27 protein-coding genes, 1 pseudogene and 1 riboswitch are annotated in these 26,210 nt (G+C 68.1%); of the genes and pseudogenes, 6 read left to right on the top strand and 22 right to left on the bottom strand.

Annotation, left to right across the window (positions count from 1 at the left end; all coding sequences use genetic code 11):
- From soxX to soxC, 6 genes and pseudogenes are all read right to left on the bottom strand, one after another.
- Window positions 1-630: a sulfur oxidation c-type cytochrome SoxX gene (gene soxX / locus IPK27_09485; protein MBK8067844.1), complete on the bottom strand. Its 630-nt coding sequence runs from the start codon at window positions 628-630 to the stop codon at window positions 1-3.
- A gap of 8 nt (window positions 631-638) precedes the next feature.
- Window positions 639-1,437, bottom strand: a pseudogene (gene soxA, locus IPK27_09480) (sulfur oxidation c-type cytochrome SoxA).
- A 47-nt stretch (window positions 1,438-1,484) separates the two neighbouring features.
- Window positions 1,485-1,796, bottom strand: a complete 312-nt coding sequence (gene soxZ, locus IPK27_09475) for a thiosulfate oxidation carrier complex protein SoxZ (protein MBK8067843.1) — start codon at window positions 1,794-1,796, stop codon at window positions 1,485-1,487.
- A 186-nt stretch (window positions 1,797-1,982) separates the two neighbouring features.
- Entirely contained in the window at window positions 1,983-2,444 is a 462-nt protein-coding gene (gene soxY, locus IPK27_09470) for a thiosulfate oxidation carrier protein SoxY (GenBank protein ID MBK8067842.1), read from the bottom strand.
- A gap of 26 nt (window positions 2,445-2,470) precedes the next feature.
- Entirely contained in the window at window positions 2,471-3,535 is a 1,065-nt protein-coding gene (locus IPK27_09465) for a c-type cytochrome (GenBank protein MBK8067841.1), read from the bottom strand.
- A gap of 85 nt (window positions 3,536-3,620) precedes the next feature.
- Window positions 3,621-4,967 (bottom strand): sulfite dehydrogenase, encoded by a 1,347-nt coding sequence (soxC, locus tag IPK27_09460; GenBank protein ID MBK8067840.1) that lies wholly within the window; start codon window positions 4,965-4,967, stop codon window positions 3,621-3,623.
- Between the two features lie 182 nt (window positions 4,968-5,149).
- Between soxC and IPK27_09455 the strand changes: the two genes are divergently transcribed.
- Window positions 5,150-6,127, top strand: a complete 978-nt coding sequence (locus IPK27_09455; GenBank protein MBK8067839.1) for an MBL fold metallo-hydrolase — start codon at window positions 5,150-5,152, stop codon at window positions 6,125-6,127.
- A 33-nt stretch (window positions 6,128-6,160) separates the two neighbouring features.
- On the opposite strand, the gene IPK27_09450 is transcribed toward IPK27_09455, so the two are convergent.
- From IPK27_09450 to IPK27_09430, 5 genes are read right to left on the bottom strand one after another with little or no spacing between them, the layout of a single operon-like run.
- Entirely contained in the window at window positions 6,161-7,138 is a 978-nt protein-coding gene (locus IPK27_09450) for a sulfurtransferase (protein ID MBK8067838.1), read from the bottom strand.
- A complete protein-coding gene (locus IPK27_09445; GenBank protein ID MBK8067837.1) occupies window positions 7,135-7,791 on the bottom strand; it encodes a hypothetical protein in 657 nt (218 codons plus the stop codon). The genes IPK27_09450 and IPK27_09445 overlap by 4 nt, the downstream gene beginning before the upstream one ends.
- A gap of 10 nt (window positions 7,792-7,801) precedes the next feature.
- Window positions 7,802-8,065 (bottom strand): hypothetical protein, encoded by a 264-nt coding sequence (locus IPK27_09440; GenBank protein MBK8067836.1) that lies wholly within the window; start codon window positions 8,063-8,065, stop codon window positions 7,802-7,804.
- A 17-nt stretch (window positions 8,066-8,082) separates the two neighbouring features.
- A complete protein-coding gene (locus IPK27_09435) occupies window positions 8,083-8,643 on the bottom strand; it encodes a YeeE/YedE family protein (protein MBK8067835.1) in 561 nt (186 codons plus the stop codon).
- Window positions 8,640-9,152 (bottom strand): YeeE/YedE family protein, encoded by a 513-nt coding sequence (locus IPK27_09430; GenBank protein MBK8067834.1) that lies wholly within the window; start codon window positions 9,150-9,152, stop codon window positions 8,640-8,642. The genes IPK27_09435 and IPK27_09430 overlap by 4 nt, the downstream gene beginning before the upstream one ends.
- Before the next feature lie 282 nt (window positions 9,153-9,434).
- Between IPK27_09430 and IPK27_09425 the strand changes: the two genes are divergently transcribed.
- Window positions 9,435-10,247, top strand: coding sequence for a TlpA family protein disulfide reductase (locus IPK27_09425; GenBank protein ID MBK8067833.1), 813 nt, complete (start codon window positions 9,435-9,437; stop codon window positions 10,245-10,247).
- Window positions 10,248-10,257: 10 nt separating this feature from the next.
- Here the strand turns inward: IPK27_09425 and cysA are convergent, their stop codons facing one another.
- The 6 genes from cysA to IPK27_09395 all read right to left on the bottom strand — a co-directional run bounded on the left by cysA (window position 10,258) and on the right by IPK27_09395 (window position 16,872).
- Window positions 10,258-11,307, bottom strand: coding sequence for a sulfate ABC transporter ATP-binding protein (cysA, locus tag IPK27_09420; GenBank protein MBK8067832.1), 1,050 nt, complete (start codon window positions 11,305-11,307; stop codon window positions 10,258-10,260).
- A gap of 10 nt (window positions 11,308-11,317) precedes the next feature.
- A complete protein-coding gene (gene cysW / locus IPK27_09415; GenBank protein MBK8067831.1) occupies window positions 11,318-12,307 on the bottom strand; it encodes a sulfate ABC transporter permease subunit CysW in 990 nt (329 codons plus the stop codon).
- Window positions 12,308-13,206: 899 nt separating this feature from the next.
- Entirely contained in the window at window positions 13,207-14,058 is an 852-nt protein-coding gene (cysT, locus tag IPK27_09410; GenBank protein ID MBK8067830.1) for a sulfate ABC transporter permease subunit CysT, read from the bottom strand.
- Between the two features lie 16 nt (window positions 14,059-14,074).
- On the bottom strand, window positions 14,075-15,049 hold the full coding sequence (locus IPK27_09405) for a sulfate ABC transporter substrate-binding protein (protein ID MBK8067829.1): 975 nt from the start codon (window positions 15,047-15,049) through the stop codon (window positions 14,075-14,077).
- A gap of 184 nt (window positions 15,050-15,233) precedes the next feature.
- Window positions 15,234-16,097 carry an MBL fold metallo-hydrolase gene (locus IPK27_09400; GenBank protein MBK8067828.1) on the bottom strand — a complete coding sequence of 288 codons (864 nt, stop codon included), beginning with the start codon at window positions 16,095-16,097 and terminating at the stop codon, window positions 15,234-15,236.
- 13 nt (window positions 16,098-16,110) lie between these two features.
- Window positions 16,111-16,872: a sulfite exporter TauE/SafE family protein gene (locus IPK27_09395; protein MBK8067827.1), complete on the bottom strand. Its 762-nt coding sequence runs from the start codon at window positions 16,870-16,872 to the stop codon at window positions 16,111-16,113.
- Between the two features lie 265 nt (window positions 16,873-17,137).
- On the opposite strand from IPK27_09395, the gene IPK27_09390 reads away from it, so the two are divergent.
- Window positions 17,138-17,611 carry a hypothetical protein gene (locus IPK27_09390; protein ID MBK8067826.1) on the top strand — a complete coding sequence of 158 codons (474 nt, stop codon included), beginning with the start codon at window positions 17,138-17,140 and terminating at the stop codon, window positions 17,609-17,611.
- Window positions 17,545-17,910, top strand: a complete 366-nt coding sequence (locus IPK27_09385) for a rhodanese-like domain-containing protein (protein MBK8067825.1) — start codon at window positions 17,545-17,547, stop codon at window positions 17,908-17,910. The genes IPK27_09390 and IPK27_09385 overlap by 67 nt, the downstream gene beginning before the upstream one ends.
- Here IPK27_09385 and IPK27_09380 read toward each other — a convergent pair whose 3' ends face one another.
- From IPK27_09380 to IPK27_09360, 5 genes are all read right to left on the bottom strand, one after another.
- The gene (locus tag IPK27_09380; protein ID MBK8067824.1) at window positions 17,911-18,531 is read right to left on the bottom strand and encodes a glutathione S-transferase family protein; all 621 of its coding nucleotides are present in this window, start codon (window positions 18,529-18,531) and stop codon (window positions 17,911-17,913) included.
- Between the two features lie 58 nt (window positions 18,532-18,589).
- On the bottom strand, window positions 18,590-20,470 hold the full coding sequence (thiC, locus tag IPK27_09375; GenBank protein ID MBK8067823.1) for a phosphomethylpyrimidine synthase ThiC: 1,881 nt from the start codon (window positions 20,468-20,470) through the stop codon (window positions 18,590-18,592).
- A gap of 50 nt (window positions 20,471-20,520) precedes the next feature.
- A riboswitch (TPP riboswitch) is annotated at window positions 20,521-20,618 on the bottom strand.
- Window positions 20,619-20,649: 31 nt separating this feature from the next.
- The gene (locus tag IPK27_09370) at window positions 20,650-21,843 is read right to left on the bottom strand and encodes an S-layer protein (GenBank protein MBK8067822.1); all 1,194 of its coding nucleotides are present in this window, start codon (window positions 21,841-21,843) and stop codon (window positions 20,650-20,652) included.
- A gap of 157 nt (window positions 21,844-22,000) precedes the next feature.
- Entirely contained in the window at window positions 22,001-22,249 is a 249-nt protein-coding gene (locus IPK27_09365) for a hypothetical protein (protein MBK8067821.1), read from the bottom strand.
- A 50-nt stretch (window positions 22,250-22,299) separates the two neighbouring features.
- Entirely contained in the window at window positions 22,300-24,339 is a 2,040-nt protein-coding gene (locus IPK27_09360) for a S9 family peptidase (GenBank protein ID MBK8067820.1), read from the bottom strand.
- A gap of 207 nt (window positions 24,340-24,546) precedes the next feature.
- On the opposite strand from IPK27_09360, the gene IPK27_09355 reads away from it, so the two are divergent.
- Both IPK27_09355 and IPK27_09350 read left to right on the top strand, forming a co-directional pair.
- Entirely contained in the window at window positions 24,547-25,224 is a 678-nt protein-coding gene (locus tag IPK27_09355) for a TetR/AcrR family transcriptional regulator (GenBank protein ID MBK8067819.1), read from the top strand.
- Window positions 25,221-26,177 carry an HlyD family efflux transporter periplasmic adaptor subunit gene (locus IPK27_09350; protein MBK8067818.1) on the top strand — a complete coding sequence of 319 codons (957 nt, stop codon included), beginning with the start codon at window positions 25,221-25,223 and terminating at the stop codon, window positions 26,175-26,177. The genes IPK27_09355 and IPK27_09350 overlap by 4 nt, the downstream gene beginning before the upstream one ends.
- Window positions 26,178-26,210 lie beyond the last annotated feature (33 nt).

Here is a 26,210-nt window from a genome sequence, read left to right as displayed (position 1 = left end):
TCATGGCTGTGCCGGCGCCGGCAGGTTGACCGGCGAGGCTGGATCGAACAGATAGGCCATCAGGTCCTTGAGCTGCTGCTCGGAAAGGATGCCGGCCTCGCCGAAGCGCGGCATGTGCGAGCACGGGTTGTAGGCGTGCGAATTCCACAGCCGGGTCCAGGTGTAGCGCAGGATCGGCTCGCTCTGCCCGCGCAGCTTGCCGTATTCGGCCAGCGTCGGCGCCAGCGTGCCGTAGGCGATTTCCTCGGCGGCCATCTGGTGGCAGGCGTAGCAGTTGCCGCCGTTGGGCAGCTTGGGATCGTCGCTGCTCTGCAGTCCGGTGCCGGTCTTGGCGATGGTCTCGCCGTTCTTCCAGTTGCCGAACCACTGGCCGTCGGCCGGGAAGCGCACCGCGGCGGTGGCCTGCGCGATGATCTCGGCGGCGAAGTCGTCCGGCACCGGCTTGCCTTCGTATTCGCTGCAGATCCGTTGCATCGCGTTCTGCTCCAGGCGATCCAGGCCGGCCTGGCCGCGCGGTTCGAAGGAGTCCGCAAGCGGCACTTCGGCCAGTGTGGCTGAAGGCTCGGGGGTAGCAGCGCAGCCGGCGAGCAGCGCCAGCGCGATGAGCATCGGGGTTCGCAAATTGCGCATGGCGGCTCCTAGCGCTTCAGCCCGGGGGCGGTCATCTCGGCGCCGTTCGCGAGCACGCCGAGGTAGGTAATCAGGTCGATGGCCGCCTTGGAGCCGTGCTTCAGCCCCGGCAGACGCTGTTGGCGCGCGCAGTCCGCCATGCGCCATTCGATCGTGCGCACGGTTCCCTGCGAGATGCGGTAGGCAGGCCAGGTGCCGAAACTGCTGCGTGCGCCCTCCGCAGTGTTGAGCTGCGGCAGCGCCTGCAGGCGGATGCGCTTGCCGGCATGGCTGTGGCAGGTGGCGCAGGAGAAATCGTGCGGGCCGGCGCGGAAGTTGAACAGCTTCGCGCCGTCGGCGAAGGCCTGCAGTTCCAGTGGATGCGATTGCGGCACCGCCACCGGCATCCCGCGCGACTGCGCCGCGATGTAGGCCGACAGGCTCTCCAGGTCCGTCTGCGGCTGGCCCTGTTCGGAGTACGGCTGCTGGCGGAGCGCTGGCGGTATCGATGCCCTGCAGCGTCTCCATGCAATGCAGCAGCCGCGTCTCCAGGTCCATGACCTTGCCGGTGTCGGCGAAATAGCGCGGCAACTGCGCGTAGGCGCCCGCCATGACGCCGGGACCGAGGCCAAGGTCGCAGGCGGCCAGTGAGGCCTGCTTCGGCCCGCGCACAGCGTTCCAGACTTCCTCGCCCTGCATCTCCACCAGTTCAGCCGGATTGTCGTCGCCGAACATCGCGCGGTACTCGGCGAAAATGTCCTCCTCGCCCGCCAGCGCCGGCGTGCCGCAGGCCATCGCGGCGGCGACCACCAGACCCATTCGCAGCATGTTCATCGCGGGTTTCCTCCGTTGCGACTGCGACCCGGCGCCTGGGATCAGGCCAGCACCACTTCATCGGTGCGGCTGTCGCCGGTGTTGTCGGTCCACTGGATGCTGAGCTTGTCGCCGGCCGCACCGCCGTTGAAGCGGAACTGCAGGAAGGGATTCTGCGACACCGCCGCACCCCATTCGGCCGCGAGCACGACCTTGTCGTTGTGCTTGGCGACGACCTGCTTGATGTGATGCGCCGGCACCGGATTGCCGGCGCTGTCCTTGCGCAGCCCGGTTTCCATCGGGTGCGACATCAGCGCCTTCACTTCGGTGACGCCGTTGGTGGTGGTTGCGCGGATGCGCATCGGGTTGCCCATGGCTTGCCTCCTGACTGTTCCTGTTACGCACCGGACCGTTCTGCGCGTCCGGTGCCATGATCTTTTGTCCGCAAAGGACGCAAAGGACGCAAAGAAAGGCAAGTGCCGATCATCGCTCGCAGCAAACCTGCTTTCCTTTGCGTCCTTCGCGTCCTTTGCGGACGAATGCTCTTCGCCTCCGCCGCCTCAGCCGCCGCAGCCGCCCAGGGTGACCTTGGTCTCGCGCGCGGTGCCGTACCACTTGCCGCCGGCGTAGACCGCGGCGTGCAGCTTGCAGGTCTGCGCGACCTTGACCCGGGTGGAAATGGTCGGCTCGGTGCCTTCGGGAATCATGAAGATGGCGGCAAGCGGATTCGGGTTCATCTCGACCAGGATCGCGATCTGCTCGGTGCCCGGGATCTTGCTGGTCACGCTGACCGGAACCACGGCGCCGTTCTCGGCGATCTCGGGCGTCATGAAGTTGATCTCGCTGCTCGGCTCGGGCGTGGCGCCGAGCGCGGCGAAGGTGGCGTCGAGCCCCTTGGCCTCGAAGGCCTTGTCCGGGCGCACCCACTCGGCGAGGGCGCGCAGCGGCCACAGCGCGGCGGTGGTGGCCAGCGCCACCATCGATGCGCCCATGGCGAGGAAGGAACGGCGTTGCGGATTCATGTTCGGCTCCGGGATGGCTGAGAGGGTCAGTGCGGCGCGCCGTCGGCGAGCCAGCGTGCGATGGTTTCGAGGTCGGGCTCGGACAGCTGCGGCATCGGCGGCATCTGCACATCGCCCCAGTTGCCGCTGCCACCGCTGCGGATGCGGCCCTTGAAGTACTCGACCGCGTCGGCGCGGTCCTTGTACTTCGCGGCGACATCGATGAAGCCGGGGCCGATGATCTTGCCCTCCATGCCGTGGCAACCGAGGCAGGCGTTGTTGGCGAGCAAATCGTGCGGCACCTTTGAGGCTGCGGTGGCTTCCGGTGCAGCGGTCTGCGGCAGCGGCGTGGTGCGCACGCCACGGATCGCGCCCCACTCGCGGTTCTGCTGCTCCAGTTCACCATGCGCGTCGCGCGCATGCTCGGGGAGGGACGACGTCACCGCGACCGTATCGGCGCAGTTCTTCATGCACGCCTTGTTCTTGGTGTCCGGCTTGCCGTCGATCTTCCACATGCCGTGGTCCAGCGTCATGCCGTTGCGGTTGGGCATGCGCGACTGCGCCCACGCGATGTTTTCGTGCGACAGCACATAGTCCGCCGGCACGACCTCGGCGAGGTTCAAGAGGTACGCGAGCACCGCGTAGACCTCGTCGTGCGACAGCGACTTCGGCTTGTCCCAGGGCATCGCGCGATGGATGAAATCCCACAGTGTGGAGACCGTGGAAACCTTCATGATCGTGGTGCGGGTACGCCCCGGATCCTTCAGCGCCGCCACCCGCCCGGTCTCGATGTCCGCGACCGTGGTGTTGCCGATCAGCGGCGGGAACACATGATTCGCGTCGCCGAAGTCGCCGTGGCAGGACGAGCACTTCTCGATCCACAACATCTCGCCGTCGGCCACGCTGCCCGAGCCCGGCGGCAATCCCGCGAAATCCGGCCGCACATCGATGTCCCAGGCCTTGAGCTCAGCTTCGGTCGCGGGGCGGCCGATGCCTTCGTATGGCGCCGAGTTGGCTGCGAACGACGCCCCCAGCAAGACCAGGGCGCTGACGAGGGCACGAGGGCACGAGGGCACGAGGGCACGAAAAAGCAGGAGCTGGCTTCGAGGCATGCTTGCGTGCCCTCGTGCCCTCGTGCTTTCGTGCCCTCGACCCGGCTCAAACGGGAACGTGCGTGGCACCAGGCCACCCGCCGCCTCACCCCACCTGGACATTGCTCACCTCGCCGCTCTCGGCCACCTGCCAGGACTGGATCGCGTTGTTGTGGTACACCGAGCGCGTACCGCGCACCGCGCGCAGCTGGGTGTAGGTGGGCTGCACGAAGCCGGTCTCGTCGATGCAGCGGCTCTGCAGGATCGCCGGCGCGCCATCCCACACCCAGCCGATGTTGAAGCGGGTCAGCGCCTTGGGCAGGATCGGCGTCTCCAGGCGCGCGGTCTGCCAGTTGCGCCCGCCGTCGGAGGACACGTCCACGCGCTTGATCCGTCCGCGCCCGGACCAGGCCAGCCCGGTGATGTTGTAGTAGCCCTTCTGCAGCAGCTTCTGTCCGCCCGAGGGCGAAGTGATCACGCTCTTGGCTTCCTGGATCGAGGTGTACTGGCGCTGCATGCCGTCAGGCATCAGGTCCGAGTAGCCGGAGTTCTCGTCCTTGGCCCCGTAGCGCTGGTCGCCGACCTCGATGCGCCGCAGCCACTTGACCCAGGACACGCCCTGCACGCCGGGCACCACCAGGCGCAGCGGATAGCCGTTCTCCGGACGGATCATCTCGCCGTTGGAACCGTAGGCCACCATCACGTCGTCGAGCGCGCGCTCCAGGTCGATGGTGCGCGTCATGCCCGAGCCGTCGGCGCCCTCGGCGAGAATGTATTTCGCCTTCTTGAGGTCGATGCCGCAGTCATCCAGCAAGGTGGACAGCAGCACGCCGGTGTATTCGTTGCCGCTCAGCATGCCGTGGGTGTACTGCACCGTCGGCACCGCCACATTGCCCCATTCCATCGCGCTGTTGGCGCCACATTCGATGAAATGGATGCGCGAGACCGATGGCATGCGCAGCAAATCATCCATCGTGTAGACCTTCGGTTGGCGCACCAGGCCGTTGAGCATCAGGCGGTGGCGCGCCGGGTCGATGTCGACCGATCCCGAGTGGTGCCGCTCGAAGTGCAGCCCCGAGGCCGTGATGATCCCGAACATGCCCTGCAGCGGCGTGAACGCCACCGAGGCCTGACGCACGCTGGCGAGGCCAGGGCTCTCGCGGCGCTGCAAATTGGCCTCGTACTTCGACGGCATGCCGTAGCCCTTGTTCGCCACCGGCAGGCCGAGCGAGGTAGACCACGGCGGCAGCTTCAGGATGTCCGGATCGCCCTCGGGCGCCGACGCGAGCGCGCTACCCGCAACTGTGGCCGCAGCAGCAGCAAACGCGCGCCGCATCCAGCCACGGCGCTCCTCGTTGAATCCCTCTTTGTTCACTTCCTTGACGAAGGCGCTGTCGAGGAAGGACTCCGGTGCCCGCAACAGGCGGCCGGGGGGCGTGCGCGCGTCGCTCATCGTGTTTCTCCCTGCGCAAGCGCCTGCCTCACCCCAGTCATGGATTGCTAGCGCCGCCGGAAACCCCGCGTGATTCGCGCTCTTCTTTGCGTCCTTTGCGTCCTTTGCGGACCAAAAATCAGGCGTCCCGCGCGCGAGTCCGTTTCCCCGCTACGATGCGCCCCCCGACAGGCAATTCCTCGATCCATCCGATGCGACTCCTGACTGCCTTCGCTGCCCTGCTGCTGTTCGGCCACGCCAACGCGGCCGCCTTGCCGCGCCTGACCGCCGAACGCGTCGCCGGCGACGTCTGGTACTTCCGCGGTGCCGCGGGACAGGCGAGCGCGGAGAACGCCGGCTACACCAGCAATGCCGGCTTCGTGGTCACGCGACGCGGCGTGCTGCTGTTCGATGCGCTCGGCACGCCGGTACTGGCGCGCGAGATGCTGCGTGCGATCGCCCGCGTGACCGACCAGCCGGTGCGCCGCGTGATCGTCAGCCACTACCACGCGGACCATGTCTATGGCCTGCAGGTGCTGCGCGCCGGCGGCGCGACCATCTGGGCGCGGCGCGAAGGCCAGGCCTACCTCGCTTCCGACCTGGCGCGCGAACGTCTCACCGAGCGCCGCCAGAACCTGGCGCCGTGGGTGGACCAGACCACCGAATTGCAGGCTGCGGACCGTTGGCTGGACCTGGCGCCGGGCGACGAACTGGCCTTCCGCTTCGGCGGCCAGCGCTTCCGCTTGATCTCGGCTGGACACGCACACGCGCCGGACGATTTGATGCTGCTGGCCGAGGCCGACCAGGTGCTGTTCGCCGGCGACCTGTACTTCAACGGCCGGCTGCCCTTCGTCGTCGATGGCAACACGCGCAACTGGCTGGCCGCGATCGCATCGATGCGCAAGCTGGCACCCCGCTGCATCGTCCCCGGCCACGGCGCGGCCTCCTGCGCTCCCGCGGCGGACCTGGCCACCACGGCCGGATACCTCAAGTTCGTGCGCGAGGCCATGGGGCGCGCCGTCGAGGACCTGCAGGACTTCGACAGCGCCTACGCGGCCACCGACTGGTCGCCGTTCGCCAGCCTGCCCACCTTCGACGTGGCCAACCGGCGCAACGCCTACAGCGTCTACCTGGAAATGCAGGCAGAGATGCTCGGCGCTGCGGCACTGCCGCAGCGCTGAATCCTCCGTGCGGGCGGTCCGGCGCTGCATCGCTCAGAAACCCACGCCGACGACCGGCCGGCCGAGCGTGGTCCATTCGTGCATCGAGCCGTCGTACAGGCGCACGCCCTCGATGCCCATGATCTCGCTGAGCACGAACCACGCGCCCGCCGCCATATGGCCGGTGTTGCAGTAGCTGATCGCACCCGGCTGCGGCTCAATGCCGACGGTCTTCAGCAGCGTCCGGTACTGCTCGGCCTGCATGAAGGTCTGCGCCAGGCCCACCTGGCGCGTCTGCAAATCGATCGGGAAGTTCACCGCGCCTTCGACATGGCCACCGGCGGTGACCGCCGGCTTCTTGTAGTAGATCCCGTGGTACTGCGGTGCCGGGCGCGCGTCGACCAGTTGCGGGGCGCCGCCGTCGGCGGGCTTGATGTCGTCGATCTCCGCCAGCCAGCGGCGGTCGAGCTCGCGCGCGGTCCAGTCGCCAGCGGCAACTTCGCCCATCGGCTCGGTCGATACCGGCTGACCCGCGGCGATCCAGGCCACGTTGCCGCCATCGAGCAGCGCCAGGTCGGTTTCGCCGTAGCTCTTCAGCGTCCAGTACAGGCGCGCCGCCATGTCGACCTCGTCGCTGGCCTCACCCACCGAGGTGATCACCAGCACATCGTCGTCGCCGACGCCGGCCGCGCGCACCAGTGCCTGGACCTCCGCGCGGCTCGGCAGCATCTTGTCGATCTTGACTTCGCCCACCATCCGCGCGACGCGGGTCTGGTTGAAGTCGATCAGTCGCGCACCGGCAATATGCCCGCCCGCTGCGACCAGCTTCTGCGCGCCGGTCTTCGCATCGGTCTCGTATTCGGGCGCGGCGGTGAAGGCATCCAGGTCGCTGCGCACATCGAGCACCACGACCGCATCGCGATGCTCGGCAAGCCACGCCGGGGAGACCACCGGACCGGGAAGATCGACTGCCCCGGCGGCACCGCTGGCACTGACGCACAGGACAAGAACGGAAACACGCAAGGCGCTCATCGGGCAACTCCGGAGGCAGGCGAATCGAGCCAGGCGAGCTGGCGGGCAAGGTCGATGCGGCACTCGGACAGCAACTGGGTGCGACGGTCTTCGAACAGATTCGGGCGTGCGACCAGGGCCTGCGCCACGCGACGATCGCGCTCCCCGAGCAGGCGCTCGAGCTGCGGCCGGAACAGCGCCAATGCTGCAGCCAGCCAGCGGTGCACCAGCGCCAGTCCCGCCGGCTGCTGCATGCGGAAACCGCGCAGCTTGCGCAGTACGCGCGTCGCCGGCGACCACACTTCGTTGGTGACCCAGCGGTTGGTGGTGAAGGCGCGCCGCGGCAGGCCGTCGGGCGCGACGGACAGTGCCACCAGGTGACAGTAACCGCCACGCACGGCGTCGAAGACATGGAAGTGGCCGTGTTCGCCGGCACCGCCGGGCAGCGGATGCGCGTGGTAGTACCAGCGGTAGCCGCTGACCAGGTCGAAGGCATCATCTTCAGGGTGGTGGTCCCACTGCTGCATGCGCCCAGCGGACGGCAGCATCTCGGTCACCACATTGCGGCCCTTGCGCTGCAGCGCCTCGATCACGTCCAGCAGTTCCGCGCCGGCACGCCGCAGCGCGCCGATCTCGCGGCGGCCTGGGATTTCGGGGCGGGTGCCGGCGGACATGGTGCTGGGTTCATTCGCAGGGATTACGCGGCTTCTTCTTCGGCTTCGGCGCGCAGGGGTTGGCTGGCGCAGCCTTGGTTTCCGCCGGCGCTGCCGCCGGATCGGCCGGCGTGGCGGGCGTCGCGGTGGTGGCCTCGGTCACGGGCGCCGGATCGACCTTGTCGGTGTCCGGCGTCTGCGCGTAGGCAGCCGCGGCGACCGCAAGCGTGGAGGCGACCAGCAACGCCGACAGGCGCTCGCTCAGGCGGGATGGGCGGGAGATACGCGGCTTCATCGACAGGCTCCTCAGGATCAGCGGGCGGGCGCGGGACGGGCGGTGAACCAGCCTACCGCGGCGGCGACTGCGGTCAGGCCGAGCAGGACCACGATGTCCGGCACATGCAGCAGTTGCGAGAGGGTCTGCGCGTCCGGCCCGGGCGCGGCCCTCAGCATCGGCTCGATCCAGTCATAGGCACCGGCAAACACCCAGGTACCGATGATGATGCCGGCGAAGAACACCAGACCATCGATCTTGCCGGACATGAAGCCGACCACCGAGGTGCCGGGGCAGTAGCCGCCGATCGCCATGCCGGCGCCGACGCCGACGCCGCCGAGCGCGGTGGCCCACAGATAAGTGGTCGGCACATAGACCTCGTCCATCGACAGCAGACCGGCCAATTGCAGGAAGTACATGCCGAAGGCGGCGACCAGGATCGCGGTGAACATCACGTTGAACACGGCCCAGTCGCGGAAGCGCAGCTGTGCGGTCAGCTTGCAGGCGCTGGCGAAGCCCGCGCGCTCGAGCGCGAAGCCGAAGACCAGCCCGCACAGCAGGCCGGACAGGATGCCGTCGTAGCCAAGCGGGAAACTCATGACCACAGCCTCCGCGTAAGCAACCCCAAGATCGCGCCGGAAATGAAGAAACCGCCGAGGAATACGAAGCCGGCGGTCGCCAGCGTGGCGGCCCCGGAGAGCCCGAGACCACTGGTGCAGCCGAGCGAAACCCGCGCGCCGAAGCCCGCGATGATCCCGCCGGCGAGTGCCATGCCCAGGCGCCCGGCCTTCTTCAGCCGCGTCGGCCCGTCCACGCTCCAGCGGAAGCGGCGCGCGGAAACCGCACCGATCAGGGCGCCGATCGCCACGCCGAGCACCTGCCAGGTGATCCAGGCATCGAGCGGGTTGTTGTCGTCGACCATCGGGCCGAGGTAGCTGTTCGCCGCCGTTGCCGCAGGCGCGACAGCATTCGCGCCGACTGCCGACAAGGCAGTGGTGAAGCCGCTGCCGCCCAGGCCATGCCCGGTCAGGATGAAGGTCATCAGCAGGCCCAGGCCCAGCAGCACGCCCGCAGCATGCGGCCGCCACAAGGGCTTCGCGTCATCCATCAGTGCCACCCTCCCGTAGCGCTGGCCTTGCGGCCGATGTCGGCGGTGGATATACCACCCCCTGTATGCGCCGGGAGTGTTGCCAAGCAAGACCCGTGTGTCAATCCTGCGGTGCAACATGGCCTCGGCGCGACTTCCCCGCGTCGGCCGACGCTATCGCCGTGGATTCAACGACTTGCGGTTACGCGACCGGTAATTTGGCAAAACCGCATGCCAATCAAGCTGGATTAGTTACATCTCAATTAGCATCTCGCCATACGCAACCCTGCCGCCAAGCCGCCCATGCACCTGCCACCGCTGACCCTCGGACCCCTGCTGCTGCCCGGCATGCTGTGGCTGTGCCTGTTGGCGCTGGGCGTCGCGACTGCGGTGCACGCACTCGTCCGCCGCAGTGACGGTGCCACGGGTGAGCGCGATCCCTGGCTGCCGCTCGCCGGTGTGGCCGCACTTGGAGCGCGCGCGGCGTTCGTCGCCAGCTACTGGAACGACTACCTCGCGGCGCCGTGGAGCATCCTGAACCTGCGCGACGGCGGCTGGCATGCGGGTGGCGGAATCGCCGCGCTGCTGCTGGGGCTGGCGATCCACGCCTGGCGGCGCCCGGCGCAGCGCCGGGCGCTCGCCGCCGCGACCGGCGCGGCGACCACCGCCTGCGGCGTGGCCCTGATGCTGGCGCTGGCGGCAGCGCCGCGTCCCGCCGAACGTTTGCCGCCACTGACCGCGCTGCGCGTCGACGGCAGCTCGCTGTCGCTGCCCGACGGTCAGGCCACCCTGCTCAACCTGTGGGCCAGCTGGTGCCCACCCTGCCGCCGCGAGATGCCGGTGCTGGTCGAGGCCGCGGGGCGTTACCCGCAGATTCGCTTCGTGTTGCTCAACCAGGGTGAAGACGCGGCCACGGCCACCGCCGCGCTGCGCGAACTGGGGATTCCGCCGGAGCTCGCGGCTCTGGATCCGGACGCGCAGGCAGCGACGATCCTCGACGTGCGCGGCTACCCGGCGACCCTGCTGATCGATGCCAACGGGCGCGTGGTGCGCCGCCACGTCGGCGAAGTCTCGCGCGCCAGCCTGGCGGCGATGCTGCGCGAACTCGAGCTCTGAGCGCCGCGGATCAGGCCGGATAGCAGAGCGCGCGCTGCGGGGCGATCTCCACCGGCGCGCCGCGCAGCGGCAGCGACGAGGGCTCACCGTTGTCGATATCGACTTCGACTACCAATGGCGCGTGGCTGAGCTCCACGTCCAGCGTGGTGCGGCCCGCCAGCGTGCGCATCTGCCGCACTTGGCCGGGCAAGCCCTGCCCTGGCGGGACCAGGCGCAGCTCGTGCGGGCGCACCGAGAGCACGCCGCGCCCCTGGACCGGGGTGTCGCCGGGGAGCGGCAGCCAGCGGTCGCTGCCCTCGGCGCGGAAAGCGCCGGCGTGCACCTGCCCGGCGATCTGCGCGCCGCGGCCGATGAAGTCGAATACGAAGGGCGATGCCGGCTGGCGATAAACCTCGTCCGGCGTGCCGACCTGCTCGATGCGTCCGCGGTTCAGCACCACCACGCGGTCGGCCAGCTCCATCGCCTCCTCCTGGTCGTGGGTGACGAACACGGTGGTGTAACCGGTGTCGTCGTGGATCTGGCGCAGCCAGCGGCGCAGTTCCACTCGCACCTTGGCGTCCAGGGCGCCGAAGGGCTCGTCGAGCAGCAGCACGGTGGGATCGATGGCCATGGCGCGGGCGAGCGCGACGCGCTGGCGCTGGCCGCCCGACAGCTGGTCGGGCAGGCGCTTTTCCAGTCCCGACAGCTGCACCTTCGCCAGCAGGCCCTGCACCCGGCGCACGATCTCCGCCTCGACCGGCCGTTCGCGCCGCGGCCGCGAGCGCAGGCCGAAGGCGATGTTCTCGAACACGTCGAGGTGCTTGAACAGCGCATAGTGCTGGAACACGAAGCCCACCTGGCGCTCGCGCAGCGACAGCGCGGTGGCATCGCGCGCGCCGAAATGGATGCTGCCCGAGTCCACCGGCAGCAGGCCCGCGATGGCACGCAACAAGGTGGTCTTGCCCGAGCCGGACGGCCCCAGCAACGCGATCAGCTCGCCGCTGCGGACGGTGAGGTCGATGCCATGCAGCGCCGGGAAGCCGGCGAACTGCTTGTGCAGGGATTGCAGGCGTAGTTCCATCGCAATGTCCTCAGTGACGTCCGCCGCGCGCGGCGAGCGCGTCGCCGTGACGGGATTCCAGCCAGAGCTTCAGCACCAGCGTCAGCAGCGCCAGCAGGGTCAGCAGCGAGGCCACCGCGAAGGCGGCGGCGAAGCTGAATTCGTTGTGCAGGATCTCGACATGCAGCGGCAGCGTGTTGGTCATGCCGCGGATGTGCCCGGACACCACCGACACTGCGCCGAACTCGCCCATCGCGCGGGCATTGCACAGCAGCACCCCGTACAGCAGCGCCCACTTGATGTTGGGCAGCGTCACCCGCCAGAACATCGTCCAGCCGCTGGCACCGAGCGAGGCCGCCGCCTCTTCCTCATCGCGCCCCTGCGACTGCATCAGCGGAATCAGCTCGCGCGCGACGAAGGGGAAGCTGATGAACACCGTCGCCAGCACGATGCCCGGCGTGGCGAAGATCACCTGGATATCGCGCTCCGCCAGCCATGGCCCGAACCAGCCCTGCGCCCCGAACAGCAGCACGAACACGAGGCCCGCAACCACCGGCGAAATCGCGAACGGCAGGTCGATCAGCGCCAGAAGGAGTCGCTTGCCGGCAAACTCGTACTTGGTCACCGCCCACGCCGCGGCGATGCCGAACACCGCGTTCAGCGGCACAATGATCGCTGCCACGACCAGCGTCAGGCGGATCGCTGCTTGCGTATCCGGGTCCGTGATCGCTTGAAGGTAGGCCTCCCAGCCCTGCGCCAGCGCCTCGACGATCACCACCGCGAGCGGCAGCGCGATCAGCGCCAGCATCACGGCAATGACGAATGCGATCAGCAGACGGCGCAGCCAGGCGGGTTCGCTCAGGGAGGGGTCGGTCGGGTGGTCAGTCAAGGGGTCGTGGCCTCTGGTTGCAGGCGCGCTGGGCGTGGCTGCCCACAAGGGTGTGGGGTTGGGCTGCGCCAGGCAACCTGTGGGAGCGGGCTCTGCCCGCGATCTGTGCTTGTCGCTTCTTGCTTGTCGCATCAAGAGCAAGAGCCAAAGCGTTTCGGCCTGTCGGCCGAGTGTCTTTTCTTTGTTTGGCCAAAGAAAAGTCACCAAAAGAAAGGCCACCCCACTTCCGCGCCCCGTGTGCATCGTGCACCCGGGGTTCCCTGCGGTGCTCGCGCCTTGCAGGCCGCTGCGCAACTCGCACATCCCTGTGCTCGAACATGCTCGCTTTCCCCTGCAAGTCGCTCCGCTCCTCGGCGCTCCACAGGGGACCCCATTTTCCTTCGACCCGGCTTCCTGCCTGGTCTTCGAGGCCAGCCTTCAGTTCGTGGTAGTCGGCCAGGATCGAGAGCGAAGCGTTAGCAGCAAAGCGAGCGCTTCTGGCTGTGGCTTCGCTTCTGGCTGTGGCTTCGCTTCTGGCTGTGGCTTTGCTTTCAAACTCTGGCTTCGCTTCGGGAACAGATCCGCAAGCCGGCAGACACACTTCCCCTCGAAATCCAGGCAGGAAGCCGGGTCGAAGGAACCCGGGGCCCCTCGGGAGCGCCGAGGAGCGGAGCGAAGCGCAGGGGAAAGCGAGCATGTCCGAGCACAGGGATGTGCGAGTTGCGCAGCGGCCTGCGCTTCGTGAGCACCGCAGGGAACCGGACGCGCACGACGCGCGGCCGGCGCGGACGCGGGGTGTCCTCTTTCTTGGTGACTTCTTTCTGGACAAGCAGAAAGAAGTTACTCGGCCGTCAGGCCGAAACGCTCTTGCTCTTGAAGCACCGAGCGACAAGCGACTAGCAACAAGCGACAAACAAAGATCGCGGGCAGAGCCCGCTCCCACAAAGGGCGCGGTGGCAACCGCGAAATCGCGGGCAAAGCCCGCTCCCACGGTTGCGCGTGCAACATCGCGAACGCGACCAGACGCCGGCGCAGCCCCACAGATTCGCGCGTCAGTGCCCACGCCCCACCCACCTCTGCACCCCACTGATCAACAACAACATCACGAAGCTGATCGCCAGCATCAGCACCGCGATGCCGGTCGCCCCGGCGTAGTCGAACTCCTCCAGCTTGATGACGATGAGCAGCGGCGCGATCTCGGAGACGAAGGGGATATTGCCGGCGATGAAGATCACCGAGCCGTACTCGCCCACGCCGCGCGCAAAGGCCAGGCTGAAGCCGGTGAGCAGCGCCGGCAGCAGCGGCGGCAGCACCACCCGGCGCAGGATGGTCGCGCGCGAGGCGCCCAGGGTGGCGGCGGCTTCCTCCAGCTCGCGGGTGGCGGTTTCCAGCAGCGGCTGCACCGTGCGCACGGCGAACGGCAGGCCGATGAAGATCAGCGCGATGACGATGCCGATCGGCGTCTGCGCGACCTGGATACCGGCAGCTTCCAGATGCCTCCCGAGCCAGCCGTGACCGGAGTAGAGCGCGGTCAGCGCGATGCCGGCGACGGCGGTGGGCAGCGCGAACGGCAGGTCGACCATCGCGTCGAGCAGTCGCCGGCCGGGAAAACGGTAGCGCACCAGCACCCAGGCGATCAGCGCGCCGAGCACCGTCGCCACGGTGGCCGCGAGCAGCGCGCTGCCGAAGCTGAGCCACAGCGCGCGCTGCACCCGGGTGTTGCCGATCAGCTCGATCCAGCCCTGCCAGCCGAGGTCGCTGGCGCGGATCACCAGCGCGGCCAGCGGCAGCAGCACGATCAACCCCAGCCAGACGAGGCTCCAGCCCAGGGTCAACCCGAACCCCGGCAGCGGATCACGCCAGCGGCGCGCCGGCGTGGCGGCCTCGGGCTTGGGCAGGGTCATCGCCTGGGTGGTCATGTCACGGCGCCGGCTGGAAGATCTGGTCGAACACGCCGCCGTCGGCGAAATGCTCGGCCTGGGCTTTCGGCCAGCCACCGAAATGCTGGATGTCGACCAGCTCCAGCGTCTGGAACTGTTTCAGGTCAGCGGCTTCGACCCGTTCCGGCTTCGAAGGACGGTAGTGGTGCTTCGCCGCCAGCCGCTGGCCGGTTTCGCTGTACAGGAACTCCAGGTAGGCCTGCGCCACGGCGCGTGTCCCCTTGGCATCGACATTGCGATCGACCAGCGCCACCGGCGGCTCGGCGAGCACGCTGAGCGACGGGGTGACGATCTCGAACTGGTCGCCGCCCGGGTTGCCGAGCACCAGGAAGGCCTCGTTCTCCCAGGCGACCAGCACGTCGCCGATGCGGCGCTGCGCGAAGGTGGTGGTCGATCCGCGCGCGCCGGTATCGAGGATCGGGGCGTTGCGGTAGAGCTTTCCGATGTAGTCGACGATCTGAGCCCGGTCGCCCGCGAAGGCGCGTTCGGCCCAGGCCCAGGCCGCCAGGTAGTTCCAGCGCGCGCCGCCGGAGGTCTTCGGGTTCGGCGTGACCACGCCGATGCCCGGCCGCGCCAAGTCGCCCCAGTCGCGGATCTGCTTGGGATTGCCCTTGCGCACCAGGAACACGATGGTCGAGTTGTAGGGCGAGCTGTTGTGCGGCAGGCGTGTCTGCCAGTCGGGCGCGATCAAGTGGCCGCGCTCGGCAATCGCATCGATGTCGGCGCCCAGCGCCAGGGTGACGACATCGGCGCGCAGCCCGTCGATCACCGAACGCGCCTGTTTGGCGGATCCGCCGTGGGAAGTCCGGGTCACCAGCGCCTGGCCGGTGGTGTCACGCCAGTGCGCCGCAAAGGCCGCGTCGAACTCGCGATAGAACTCGCGTGTCGGATCGAAGGAGACGTTCAACAGCGCGCGCTCGTTCGCCCCGCCGCCGCAGGATGCGAGCATGACCATGGCAACAAGCAGAGCAGCGATTGGCCTCAAGGCGGCGTCCGGTCGGGAAGCGGGGGCTCCCTGCCGCGCGCGAAGGAGCGGGCACGGGCTGCCTGGCAACCTTATAGGAATGCGCCGCGGCGCCCTACAACGGATCCTTTCTCATGTGCATAGTCGCGGCCGACATACCGGCCAGGGCCGCCACTCAGAACTGGTCCAGCGGCAACTTCAGGTAGCGCACGCCATTGGCCTCGGGTTCGGGCAACTCGCCGGCGCGGATGTTGATCTGGATTGACGGCAGGATCAGCGCGGGCATGTCCAGGGTGGCGTCGCGCGCCTCGCGGATGCGCACGAACTCGGCCTCGGGAATTTCCGTGCGCAAATGGATATTGCCGGCTTTCTGGTCGGCAATACTGGTCTGGCAGCGGAACTCGCGCCCGCCCGGACCGTAGTCGTGGCAGACGTAGACACGGGTGGTGTCGGGCAGGGCGTACAGGCGCTGGATCGACTGGTACAGGCGCGCGGCGCTGCCGCCCGGGAAATCGCAGCGCGCACTGCCGCCGTCGGGCATGAACAGGGTGTCGCCGACGAACAGCGCGTTGCCGATCAGGTAGCTGACGCTGTCATTGGTGTGGCCCGGCGTGGCGATCACGCGCACCGTCACGGCGCCGAGCATGAAGCTCTCGCCATCGGCGAACAGATGATCGAACTGGCGCCCGTCGGTGGCAAAGTCCTCGCCCAGGTTGAACACCGGCTTGAAGGTGCGCTGGACCTGGGTGATGCCCTGCCCGATCGCCAGCCGCGCCGACGGCCGCTGCGACTTCAGCCAGCGCCCTGCCGAGAGATGATCGGCATGCGCATGGGTCTCCAGGATCCACAGAAGGTCGAGTCCCTGCTGGTCGATCGCATCCAGCACGGCTTGCGCCGATGCGGTGCCGGTGCGCCCGGCCTTGGCCTCGAAATCGAGGCAGGGGTCGATGATCGCGGCGGCCTGCGATGCGGGATCGCGCACCAGGTAGGTCCAGGTGTTGCTCTGCGCGTGGAAGAAGGGGGAAACGACGGGATTCATGGCAACTCCAGGTTCATCCGGGCAGCAGCGCAGGCAGGCTGCGCCACAGCATGTAGGCACTCATCAGGATCAGCATTGCACCGAAGGCCCGGCGCAACTGCTGCTGCGGCAAGCGGCTGGCGACCTGCTGCCCGACCAGGCTGCCGCCCGCCCCCACCGCCGTGAGGATCCCGAGCAAACGCCAGTCGAGCACCGCGCCGGTGGCGGCGAGCGCGAGGTAATGCCGCACGAAGCCGCTCCAGGCATTCAGGCTGATGATCGACAGGCTGGTACCGATGGCGCGGTGCATCGCGAGGCCGCCGAGCAGCACCAGTGCGGGCAGGATCAGGAAGCCACCGCCCACCCCGACGATGCCGGTCAGGATGCCCACCCCAAAACCCTGCGCCGCCAGCCGCCGCTTGCGCGCGGGTGCGGGCGCCACCGCCGGCGCCGGGCGCAGCATGCGCGAGGCAGCGAGCAGCATGACCACCGCGAAGATCGTCAGTTGCAGCGCACCGGACAGGAAGGTGGACACACTCGCGCCGAGCACCGTGCCGAGCATGCCGGGCAGCCCGAACAGCAGCACCGCGCGGCCATCGACCTGACCCCGCAGCGCCCACGGGATCGCGCCGACGAAGGCCACCGTGCCGACGATCAGCAGCGAGCCGGCGATCGCCAGCTTCTCCGGCTGGTCGAGCAGGAACACCAGCACCGGCACGGTCAGGATCGAACCGCCGGAGCCGAGCAGGCCCAGCGACAGGCCGATCGCCAGTGCGCCGATCAGGGCGAGGTACATGGGGGCGGTTCCATGGCGCGCGCCTTTTCGGCGGCAATGGAGGGCACGAGGGCACGAGGGCACGAAGGCACGAAAGAGCGAAGGCCTGCTCCGGACCCGCCCTCACGTGCCCTCGTGCCCTCGTGCCCTCGTGCCCTCCCATCCAGGGCAGCCGCAACGTCCATACAGACCACTCCGTCCACGCCAGTTGCCCCGTCTCTGCGCTTACAGTAGCATCAACTTAATTAGATCACGCTCATGTGATCGCGCACAATGAGGTGGACGCATGAGTTACACGGCGCAGGACCTGGTCGCCGCCGCCCGCGCGGTTATCCAGGAGATCGGTCCGGTGGAATTGCTGGGGCTGCAGGCCGCGGGAACGCCGATCGTGGATGTGCGCGAACCTGCCGAGTATGCGGCCGGCCACATCTGCGGGGCGGTCAACATTCCGCGTGGCGTGCTGGAGTTCGAGGTGGACGGGCACCCGGCGGTCAATTGCACAACGGATCCTGCCTTGTCCCACCGCGAGCGCGCGATCGTGCTCTACTGCCGCACCGGCGGACGCAGCGCGCTGGCTGCCGAAGCGCTCAAGCGCCTGGGTTTCGCCGACGCTCGCTCGCTCGCGGGTGGCTTCAACGGCTGGGTGGCCGGCGGCCATCCCGCACAGTCCTGGCAACCGATCGGGGGAAATGCATGTTCGGCCTGTTCAAGTCTCAACCCGCACACCGCGACATCGGCCCGGTTGCGGCCCAGGAACTGATCGCCGCCGGTGCGCCGGCGGTCGACGTGCGCGAACCGGCGGAATTCGCCGCCGGCGCGATCCAGGGATCGATCAACGTGCCGCTCGGCGCAGTGCAGATGCAGGGCATCGCGGCGCTGCGCAACGCCGGCATCGATGTCGACGCCACCCATCTGGTGCTGATCTGCCGCAGCGGCAATCGAAGCGGGGTGGCCTGCGGAGTCCTGCGCGACGCCCTCGGCGAGCGCGCGCACAACCTCGCCGGCGGGGTCATCGCCTGGGCCCAGCAGGGCATGCCGCTGACGCCGGGCGGCGTTTGATCAGTCCTGGTTGCGCGCCATCGCCGGCGCAATCTGCGGCAACTCATCGGCCCGTTGTGCGATGGCGTACAGGCGCGGCGCATTCTGGGTGAACCATGGGCGCTTGGGGTCCCAGGTGCTCATCACCGCGATGTAGGCATCGACCATCGTAGGGCGTGGCCCGCAAAACCATGGCGCGAGCGCAGCCTCGTCCAGTTGCCGCCAGTATTCGCGCCGCCGCGATTTGGTGGCGGACACCAGCGCGCGCTGCGCAGACTCGTCAGCGAGGTAGCGCTGCGGGAAATCGCCGTAGCTGAAGGTCGGATACAGCGTGGTGTTGAGGTACAGCATCCAACGCAGGGCATGCACCCGTTCGACGCTGCCACGCGCCGGCAGCAGGCCGGCCTGCGGGTACTGCTCGTCCAGCCACAGCACGATGGCTGCGCTCTCGGTCAGCACCGTGCCATCGTCCAGTAGCAGCGTCGGCACCTGGTGCAGCGGGTTCGCCGCCAGCAGCCCCTCGTGCGAGCGCGCGCCGACCTGCTCGAAGGTCATCCACTCGGTCTCGTAGCGCACCCCGGCCCAATCGAGTGCAATCTCGACCAGCGCGGAGCCACAACCTTTGGCGGCGTAGAGCAACATCGAATCTCCTTGTCCCGATTCTCGTGCCAGTGTCCCGTGTCCCGTGTCCCGTGAAACGCTACTCCGGCCGATAGATCTCCGCCCCCTGCTCGCGGAACTGCGCGGCCTTCTCGGCCATGCCCTGCTCCAGCGCCGCGGCTTCGTCGGCCACGCCCTTCTCGGCGGCGTAATCGCGCACGTCCTGGGTGATCTTCATCGAGCAGAAGTGCGGGCCGCACATCGAGCAGAAGTGCGCGAGCTTGTGCGCTTCCTTCGGTAGGGTTTCGTCGTGGAATTCCTTGGCCTTCTCCGGATCCAGGCCGAGGTTGAACTGGTCTTCCCAGCGGAACTCGAAGCGCGCCTTGGAAAGCGCGTTATCGCGCACCTGCGCGGCCGGATGTCCCTTGGCCAGGTCCGCGGCGTGCGCGGCGATCTTGTAGGTGACGATGCCGTCGCGCACATCGTGCTTGTTCGGCAGGCCGAGGTGCTCCTTGGGCGTCACGTAGCAGAGCATCGCGGTGCCGTACCAGCCGATCATCGCCGCGCCGATCGCGGACGTGATGTGGTCGTAGCCCGGCGCGATGTCGGTGGTCAGCGGCCCGAGCGTGTAGAACGGCGCCTCGCCGCACTCGCGCAGCTGCTTGTCCATGTTTTCCTTGATCAGGTGCATCGGCACGTGGCCGGGGCCCTCGATCATGGTCTGCACATCGTGCTTCCACGCGATCTGGGTCAGCTCGCCGAGCGTCTCCAGTTCACCGAACTGGGCGGCGTCGTTGGCGTCGGCGATCGAACCCGGGCGCAGGCCGTCGCCGAGCGAGAAGGCCACGTCGTAGGCCTTCATGATTTCGCAGATCTCCTCGAAGCGCTCGTACAGGAAGCTCTCCTTGTGGTGCGCCAGGCACCACTTGGCCATGATCGAGCCGCCGCGGCTGACGATGCCGGTGACGCGCTTGGCGGTCAGCGGGATGTACTTCAGGCGCACGCCGGCGTGGATCGTGAAGTAGCTGACGCCCTGCTCGGCCTGCTCGATCAGGGTGTCGCGGAAGATCTCCCAGGTCAGTTCCTCGGCCTTGCCGTCGACCTTTTCCAGCGCCTGGTAGATCGGCACGGTGCCGATCGGCACCGGCGAGTTGCGGATGATCCACTCGCGGGTTTCGTGGATGTGCTTGCCGGTGGACAGGTCCATCACCGTGTCCGCGCCCCAGCGGATCGACCACACCATCTTCTCGACTTCCTCGGCGATGGAACTGGTGACCGCGGAGTTGCCGATGTTGGCGTTGATCTTCACCAGGAAGTTGCGGCCGATGATCATCGGCTCGAGTTCCGGGTGGTTGATGTTGCACGGGATGATCGCGCGGCCGCGGGCCACTTCATCGCGGACGAATTCGGGCGTGACGTACTTCGGCAGCGCGGCACCGAAGCTCTCGCCGGCGTGGTGGCGCAGCAGGTTCTGATCGCGCAGCTGGTCGATCAGCTGGTTCTCGCGGATCGCGATGTACTCCATCTCCGGCGTGATGATGCCGCGCCGTGCGTAGTGCATCTGGCTGACGTTGGCGCCGGCACGCGCGACCCGCGGCGGACGGATGTGGTCGAAGCGCAGGTGCGCGGTCGCGGCGTCGGCGTGGCGAGCCTGGCCGAAGCGGCTGGTCGGGCCGCTGAGCTGGACCGTGTCGCCGCGCTCCTCGATCCAGCGCTGGCGCATCGGGAACAGGCCCTGGCGCAAATCGATTTTCACCGAGGGATCGGTGTACGGGCCGCTGGTGTCGTAGACCGCGAGGCTGGGGTTGATCTCGGCGCCGAAGGACTTCGGCGTGCGCGCCTGCGCGATCTCGCGCATCGGCACGCGGAGGTCGTCGCGGCTGCCATGCGCGTAGATCTTGCGCGAGCCAGGGATCGGGCGGGTGAGGTCAGCCGAAAGCTCGTCGGCCTGGGTCTTCAGATCGGCAATCACCGCGTTCATCGTCGCTCCCCGGAATCGGTTGATGGACGAAGCGGTGGCGGCGGATGCGCGGCTGCGCACCCGAAGCTCCCTACACCGGTACTAGCCGGATCAGGTTCGAAGGGACTGTCTCAGCCTGGCGTCTCGCCCGGCACCCCCGCTTCAGGGCTGCGATTGTAGCGCAGCCGCCATCACCGGCATCACTCGAAAATCGCGGACAGGTCTTCGTCCGGAGTGGCGTACTCGGCGGCGTCCAGGCGCGCGTCTGCGTCGACCGAGGCGCGCAGGCCCCAGCGCTCGAAGAACTCGCGCAGATCGTGCCCGGTCAGGTCGCACAGCGCGAGGACGAAGGCATCGACGCGCTCCTCGTCCGACGCATCTTCCGGCAGGGGATGCGCCCGGAAGTGCTTGTGCAGGTCCTGGAACAGTTCCCAGCCATAGGCCTCCTTCAGCTGGTGGAACATCACCAGCTTGATGAAGAAGCCCTCGCCATCCTCATCGGGTTCGGCGGTGTAGTCCGGCGCGCCCTGTTCGAGGTAGACGCGGGCCTGTTCGAGCAGCGTCGGATCGCCTTCATCCGCAGTCGCGAGGGTGCTGGCCTGGCCGAAACGCTCCTGCACATACAGCGAGAACAGGTTGACGTTGACCTCGCCCAAGGCATCGAAGGTCCAGGAATTCTGCTGCTGGGTGTGGCCGGTTTCGTGCCAGATGCCCCATTGGGTGCTGAGGCGCGCGGGATCGGTGAGGTCCGCGGTATTGTTGTCCAGCATGCCGATGAACTGGTCGGTGGCGTACATGTAGAAGTTCTCGCGGTCCTGCGCGGAGACGCGGAAGTCGACCAGGTAATGCAGGCGCAGCCGGGTGGGCCGGTCGCGCGCGGTGCGCCCGTCGAAGCCGGCCAGCTCATCCTGCCACTGGATCATCTGGTCGAGCACCGCGAAGGTCTCAGCCGGATCGACGACCGGTTCGCGCGCGTGGACCTCTGCCGGCAAGGTGATGATCGCGCGCTCGCCGAGCAACTGAACGAAGGGCGCTTCGCCGTGCGCGGCGAGTTCCTGCTCCCAGTCCTGCGCGTCCATGCTGCCGTCGACATACAACGGCAGCGAGGCGCCGCCCTCGACCTGGACCAGCACCTCGGGCATCGCGGAATCCTGCCCGCGCGGCGTGTTGAAGCGGAAGAACAGCGGCCCGGATTGGTTCGCCCGCAGTCGGTTCACGCCCTCGACGAGGGGCTGGGATTGCTCCGTCTGCGCGACATTCCACATCGGCCGGAAACCAACCGTGGCCGCCAGTTTCGCGCCGGACTGCAAGCCATTGACGACGATGGAAATGGTCTCGCCCTTGCGCACATGGCGGCCGGCAGGTTGCTGGTCGCTGAGCTGCATGCGATCCATGCGCCGCGCTTCGCGCAGCGGGTCGGGCAGCGCCGTGAGGGTGTATTCGCCGGCCTCGTTGTCGAACTCGGACGCTGGCAGCGGGTTGGCGGGCAGCGCCAGCAGCAGCGTGGCAATCAGCGGCAGTCGCATCGGTGCTTTCCTCGGAAGGCTGGCGTCAGCCGCGCCCGCGCCAGCGGCGAAACGCCAGCGCAAGCACCACGATGGCCGCGGACAGGAGCAGCAGGTGCAGCCAGAGGGTCACCCAGAAACGGAACCCGCCGCTCACCTCGACGAGGCTGCCGTGGTCGTGCACCCAGAGCGTCCCGTGCAGCAGCAGCCAGCCGAGGTGGAAGCAGGTCCACGCCAGCACCAGCGGCGCCAGAGCGAGGTAGATCAGGCGATCTCGGCGGGTGGGCTCAGGCATTCGTCAGCCGGGCGGCGCGCAATGCGCGAGCATCGCACGCCGCCGGCAGGTCAACGCAACTCGCGCGCGAAGAAGGTCCAGGCGAGCGCGGTCATGAAGGCGCGCTGGGCATTGTTCGCGGCGCCGCCGTGGCCGCCCTCGATGTTCTCGTAGTAGAGAACGTCGTGTCCCTGTTGCTTCATCTTCGCCACCATCTTGCGCGCGTGGCCGGGGTGCACGCGGTCGTCGCGGGTGGAGGTGGTGAACAGCGTGCGCGGGTATTTCACGTCGGCCTCGACGTTGTGGTATGGCGAGAAGGTTTGGATGAACTCCCATTCCTTCGGGTCGTCCGGATTGCCGTATTCGCCCATCCACGAGGCACCGGCCAGCAGCGTGTGGTAGCGCTGCATGTCGAGCAGCGGCACCTGGCAGACGATCGCGCCCCAGAGGTCCGGGCGCAGGGTGAGCATGTTGCCCATCAGCAGGCCGCCGTTGGAGCCACCCAGCGTGCCGAGGTGTGGCGTGGAGGTGACCTTGCGCGCGATCAGGTCCTCGGCCACCGCGATGAAGTCCTCGTAGGCCTTGTGTCGGTTGGCCTTGAGCGCGGCCTGGTGCCACTTCGGCCCGAACTCGCCGCCGCCGCGGATGTTCGCGACCACATAGACGCCGCCCTTGTTGAGCCAGGAATCGCCGATGCTCGCGCTGTAACTCGGCGTCATCGACACCTCGAAGCCGCCGTAGCCGTAGAGCACTGTCGGGTTGCTGCCGTCCAGCTTGAGGTCCTTCTTCGCCACCTGGAAGTAGGGCACGCGGGTACCGTCGGCGCTGGTTGCCTGGTGCTGGCTGACGGCCAGGGCACTGGCATCGAAGAAGGCGGGCATCGACTTCAGCGTCTGGGGCGCGCCCTTGCCCACTTCGCCGTACATCAGGCTGGTCGGGGTCAGGAAATCGGTGACGGTGACGAAGTAGGCGTCGGACTCGGTCGCGTCGACCGCACCGGCACTGATCGTGCCGAACTCCGGCAGGCCCGGCAATGGCTCGCGCTTCCAGCCGTCGGCACCCGGCGTGAGCACGTAAAGCCGGTTCTTCACGTTGTCGAGTTCGTTGACGATGATGTGGTTGCGCGTCGGGGTGTAGCCGGCCAGCGAGGAGCGCTCGGTGGGGCTGAACAGCGCGGCGAAGTCGCGCTTGCCGGCCATGTACTCGTCGAGCTTGGTCGCCAGCAGCGCGCCGGCCGGCCAGGTCTTGCCGCCGACCGTCCAGTCCTCGCGCAGTTCGATCAGCAGCCACTCGCGGTGCAGGTTGGCATTCGCGCTGTCCTGCTTGTCGATCTTCACCAGCTTGCCGTCCTGCAGCAGGAAGGCCTCGTTGGTATAGAAGGTGATGCCGCGATAGACCCCCTGACGCTGGAAACCCGGCGTGGTGTCGGCAAAGGCATAGGCCCAGACGTCTTCCGGCTTGCCCTCGAACACGGTCTCGGCGGCGGCCAGCGGCGTGCCGCGCTTCCAGCGCTTGGCGATGCGCGCGTAGCCCGATGTGGTCATCGAGCCCGGACCGAAATCGGTGCCGACGAAGACGGTGTCCTGGTCGATCCAGGAGATGCCGCTCTTGGCTTCCTCCAACTGGAAGCCGCCCTCGACGAAGGACTTGCTGACCGTGTCGAACTCGCGCACGACGGTGGCGTCGGCACCGCCGATCGACAGCGACATCAGGCAACGGCGGTACTCGGGCTCCAGGCACTCGGCGCCCGAAAACACCCAGTTCTTGTCCTCGGACTTGGCCAGCGCGTCGAGGTCCAGCACAGTCTCCCAGGCTGGATCCGCCTTGCGGTACTCGTCCAGCGAGGTGCGCCGCCACAGGCCGCGCGGGTTCGCCGCATCGCGCCAGAAGTTGTAGTAATGCGGCCCCATCTTCTCGACGTAGGGAATGCGCGCGTCGGAATCGAGGATTTCCAGGGTGCGCGCCTCGATCCGCTTGAAGTCGCCCGAGCGCGACAGCTCATCGACACTGTCCTCGTTCTGCGCGCGCACCCAGGTCAGCGCCTTGTCGTCCTCCACGGCTTCCAGCCACTGGTTGGGATCGGCGGCAGCGGTTTCGGCTTGGACATTCATGGCGAGCATCAGGGACAGCAGGCAAGGAAACGAACGCACGGTGTTCTTCCGGGTGGACGCGGGGGCCGAACGTTATGCGCCTTCGCGCGCTTCGTCCATGGGTAGCTCGTCAAGGGCTGGCGCGATCGGTTGCGATGCAGGGAGCCCTTGCCGACCAGGCGTGAATCGATTAACTTACTGACCAGTCAGTTATTAACGTGTCTCTCAATGACCGCCGCCCCTGTCGAACCCGCTGCCGATGGCTCGCCGAAGCCGAACGCTCCGCGACGTCGCCGCAAGCAGGCGCGGCCCGGCGAAATCGTCGATGCCGCGCTGTCGCTGTTCGTGGAACGCGGCTTCGCGGCCACCCGGCTGGATGACGTGGCCGAACGCGCCGGTGTCAGCAAGGGCACGGTCTATCTTTACTTCGACAGCAAGGAGGCCTTGCTGGCGGAAGCCGTCCGGCGAGACGTCGGCCCGCTGCTCGGGGAGTTCGCGCAGCGGATCGACGACGCCTCGCTGTCGGCCAGCGCGCTGATCGAGTTGTTCATGCGCCGGTGGTGGTCGGTCCTGAGCGCTTCGAAACTGCAGGGCGTGCCCAAGCTGATGGTGTCCGAATCAGGAAACTTCCCCGCGCTGGCCGGGCAATTCGTCACCGGATTCGTGGCGCGGATGCAGGACGAGTTGTTGGCGGCGGTGCTGCGCAAGGGCGTCGCCTGCGGCGAGTTTGCACCGGTGGATGTGCCCTACGCGGTACGCGTGCTGATCCACGGCTTGGTGTTCATGCCGGTATGGATGCACTCGCTGGGCAAGGTCGACCCGCGCGAACTGGATCCGCAGCGTTACCTCGATTGCTGGCTGGACCTGACCCTGCGCGGCCTGCGCGCACCCGGAGCAACCCCGTGAAAAGCCCCGTCCTTCCGTCCCGGCTGGCCGTCGTCGCCGCGATGCTGCTGCTCGCCGCATGCCAGACCGAAAAGCCGGTCGACTACCAGGGCTACCTGGAAGCGGACTACGCGTACGTCGGTGCGCCCGTCGCCGGGCGGCTGGTGCAACTGGTAGTCCAGCGCGGCGCGGCGGTGGAGCCCGGTGCGCCACTGTTCGTGCTCGACGGCGAACTCGAACGGCGACAGCTGGCGGAGGCGGAAGGACGCCTGGCGCAGGCGCGCGCGCAGCGGGCGGACCTCGACCTCGGCCGGCGGCCGGACGAGGTGCGCGTAATCGCCGAGCGCGTCCGCGAGGCACGCTCCGCGCTGGCGCTGGCGGAAATCGAACTCAAGCGCGCACGCGACCTGCAACAGCGCGGACTGGCTCCCGACGAACAGCGCGACCGCGCCGCCGCGGCGCAGGCCCAGGCGCAGGCGCGGCTGCAGTCGGCGCTCGCGGAACAGCGCAGTGCCGAACTCGCCGGGCGTCCCGATGCGCAGGCGGCCGCCGACGCCGCCGTCGCGGCCGCGCAGGCAGTGGTGGACCAAGCCCAGTGGCGGGTGGACCAGACCCAGGTCGCAGCGATCGCCTCGGCGCGGGTCGACGACACGCTGTACCAGCCCGGCGAATGGGTGCCTGCCGGCGCACCGGTGGTCAAGCTGCTGCCGGCCCAGGGGCCCTTCGTGCGCTTTTTCGTGCCGTTGGCCGAAATCTCCCAATGGAAACCCGGCGTGGCGGTGGATATCACTTGCGACGGCTGCCCGCCCGGCCAGACCGCGCGCGTCGAGTTCATCGCCGCGGCACCCGAATACACCCCGCCGGTGATCTTCAGCGAATCGCGCAGCGAGGACCTGGTTTACCGGATCGAGGCGCGCCTCGACGCGCCGACCACACTGGCACCGGGGCTGCCGGTGCGGGCGCGGCGGCTGTGAGGCGGGTTGTGGGTTGTGGGTTCTGGGTTGTGG

Source organism: Rhodanobacteraceae bacterium (genome assembly GCA_016713135.1).
Lineage (GTDB): Bacteria > Pseudomonadota > Gammaproteobacteria > Xanthomonadales > SZUA-5 > JADKFD01.
Note: the sequence above shows the minus strand (reverse complement) of the source record. Positions and strands in the feature narration are given on the sequence as shown.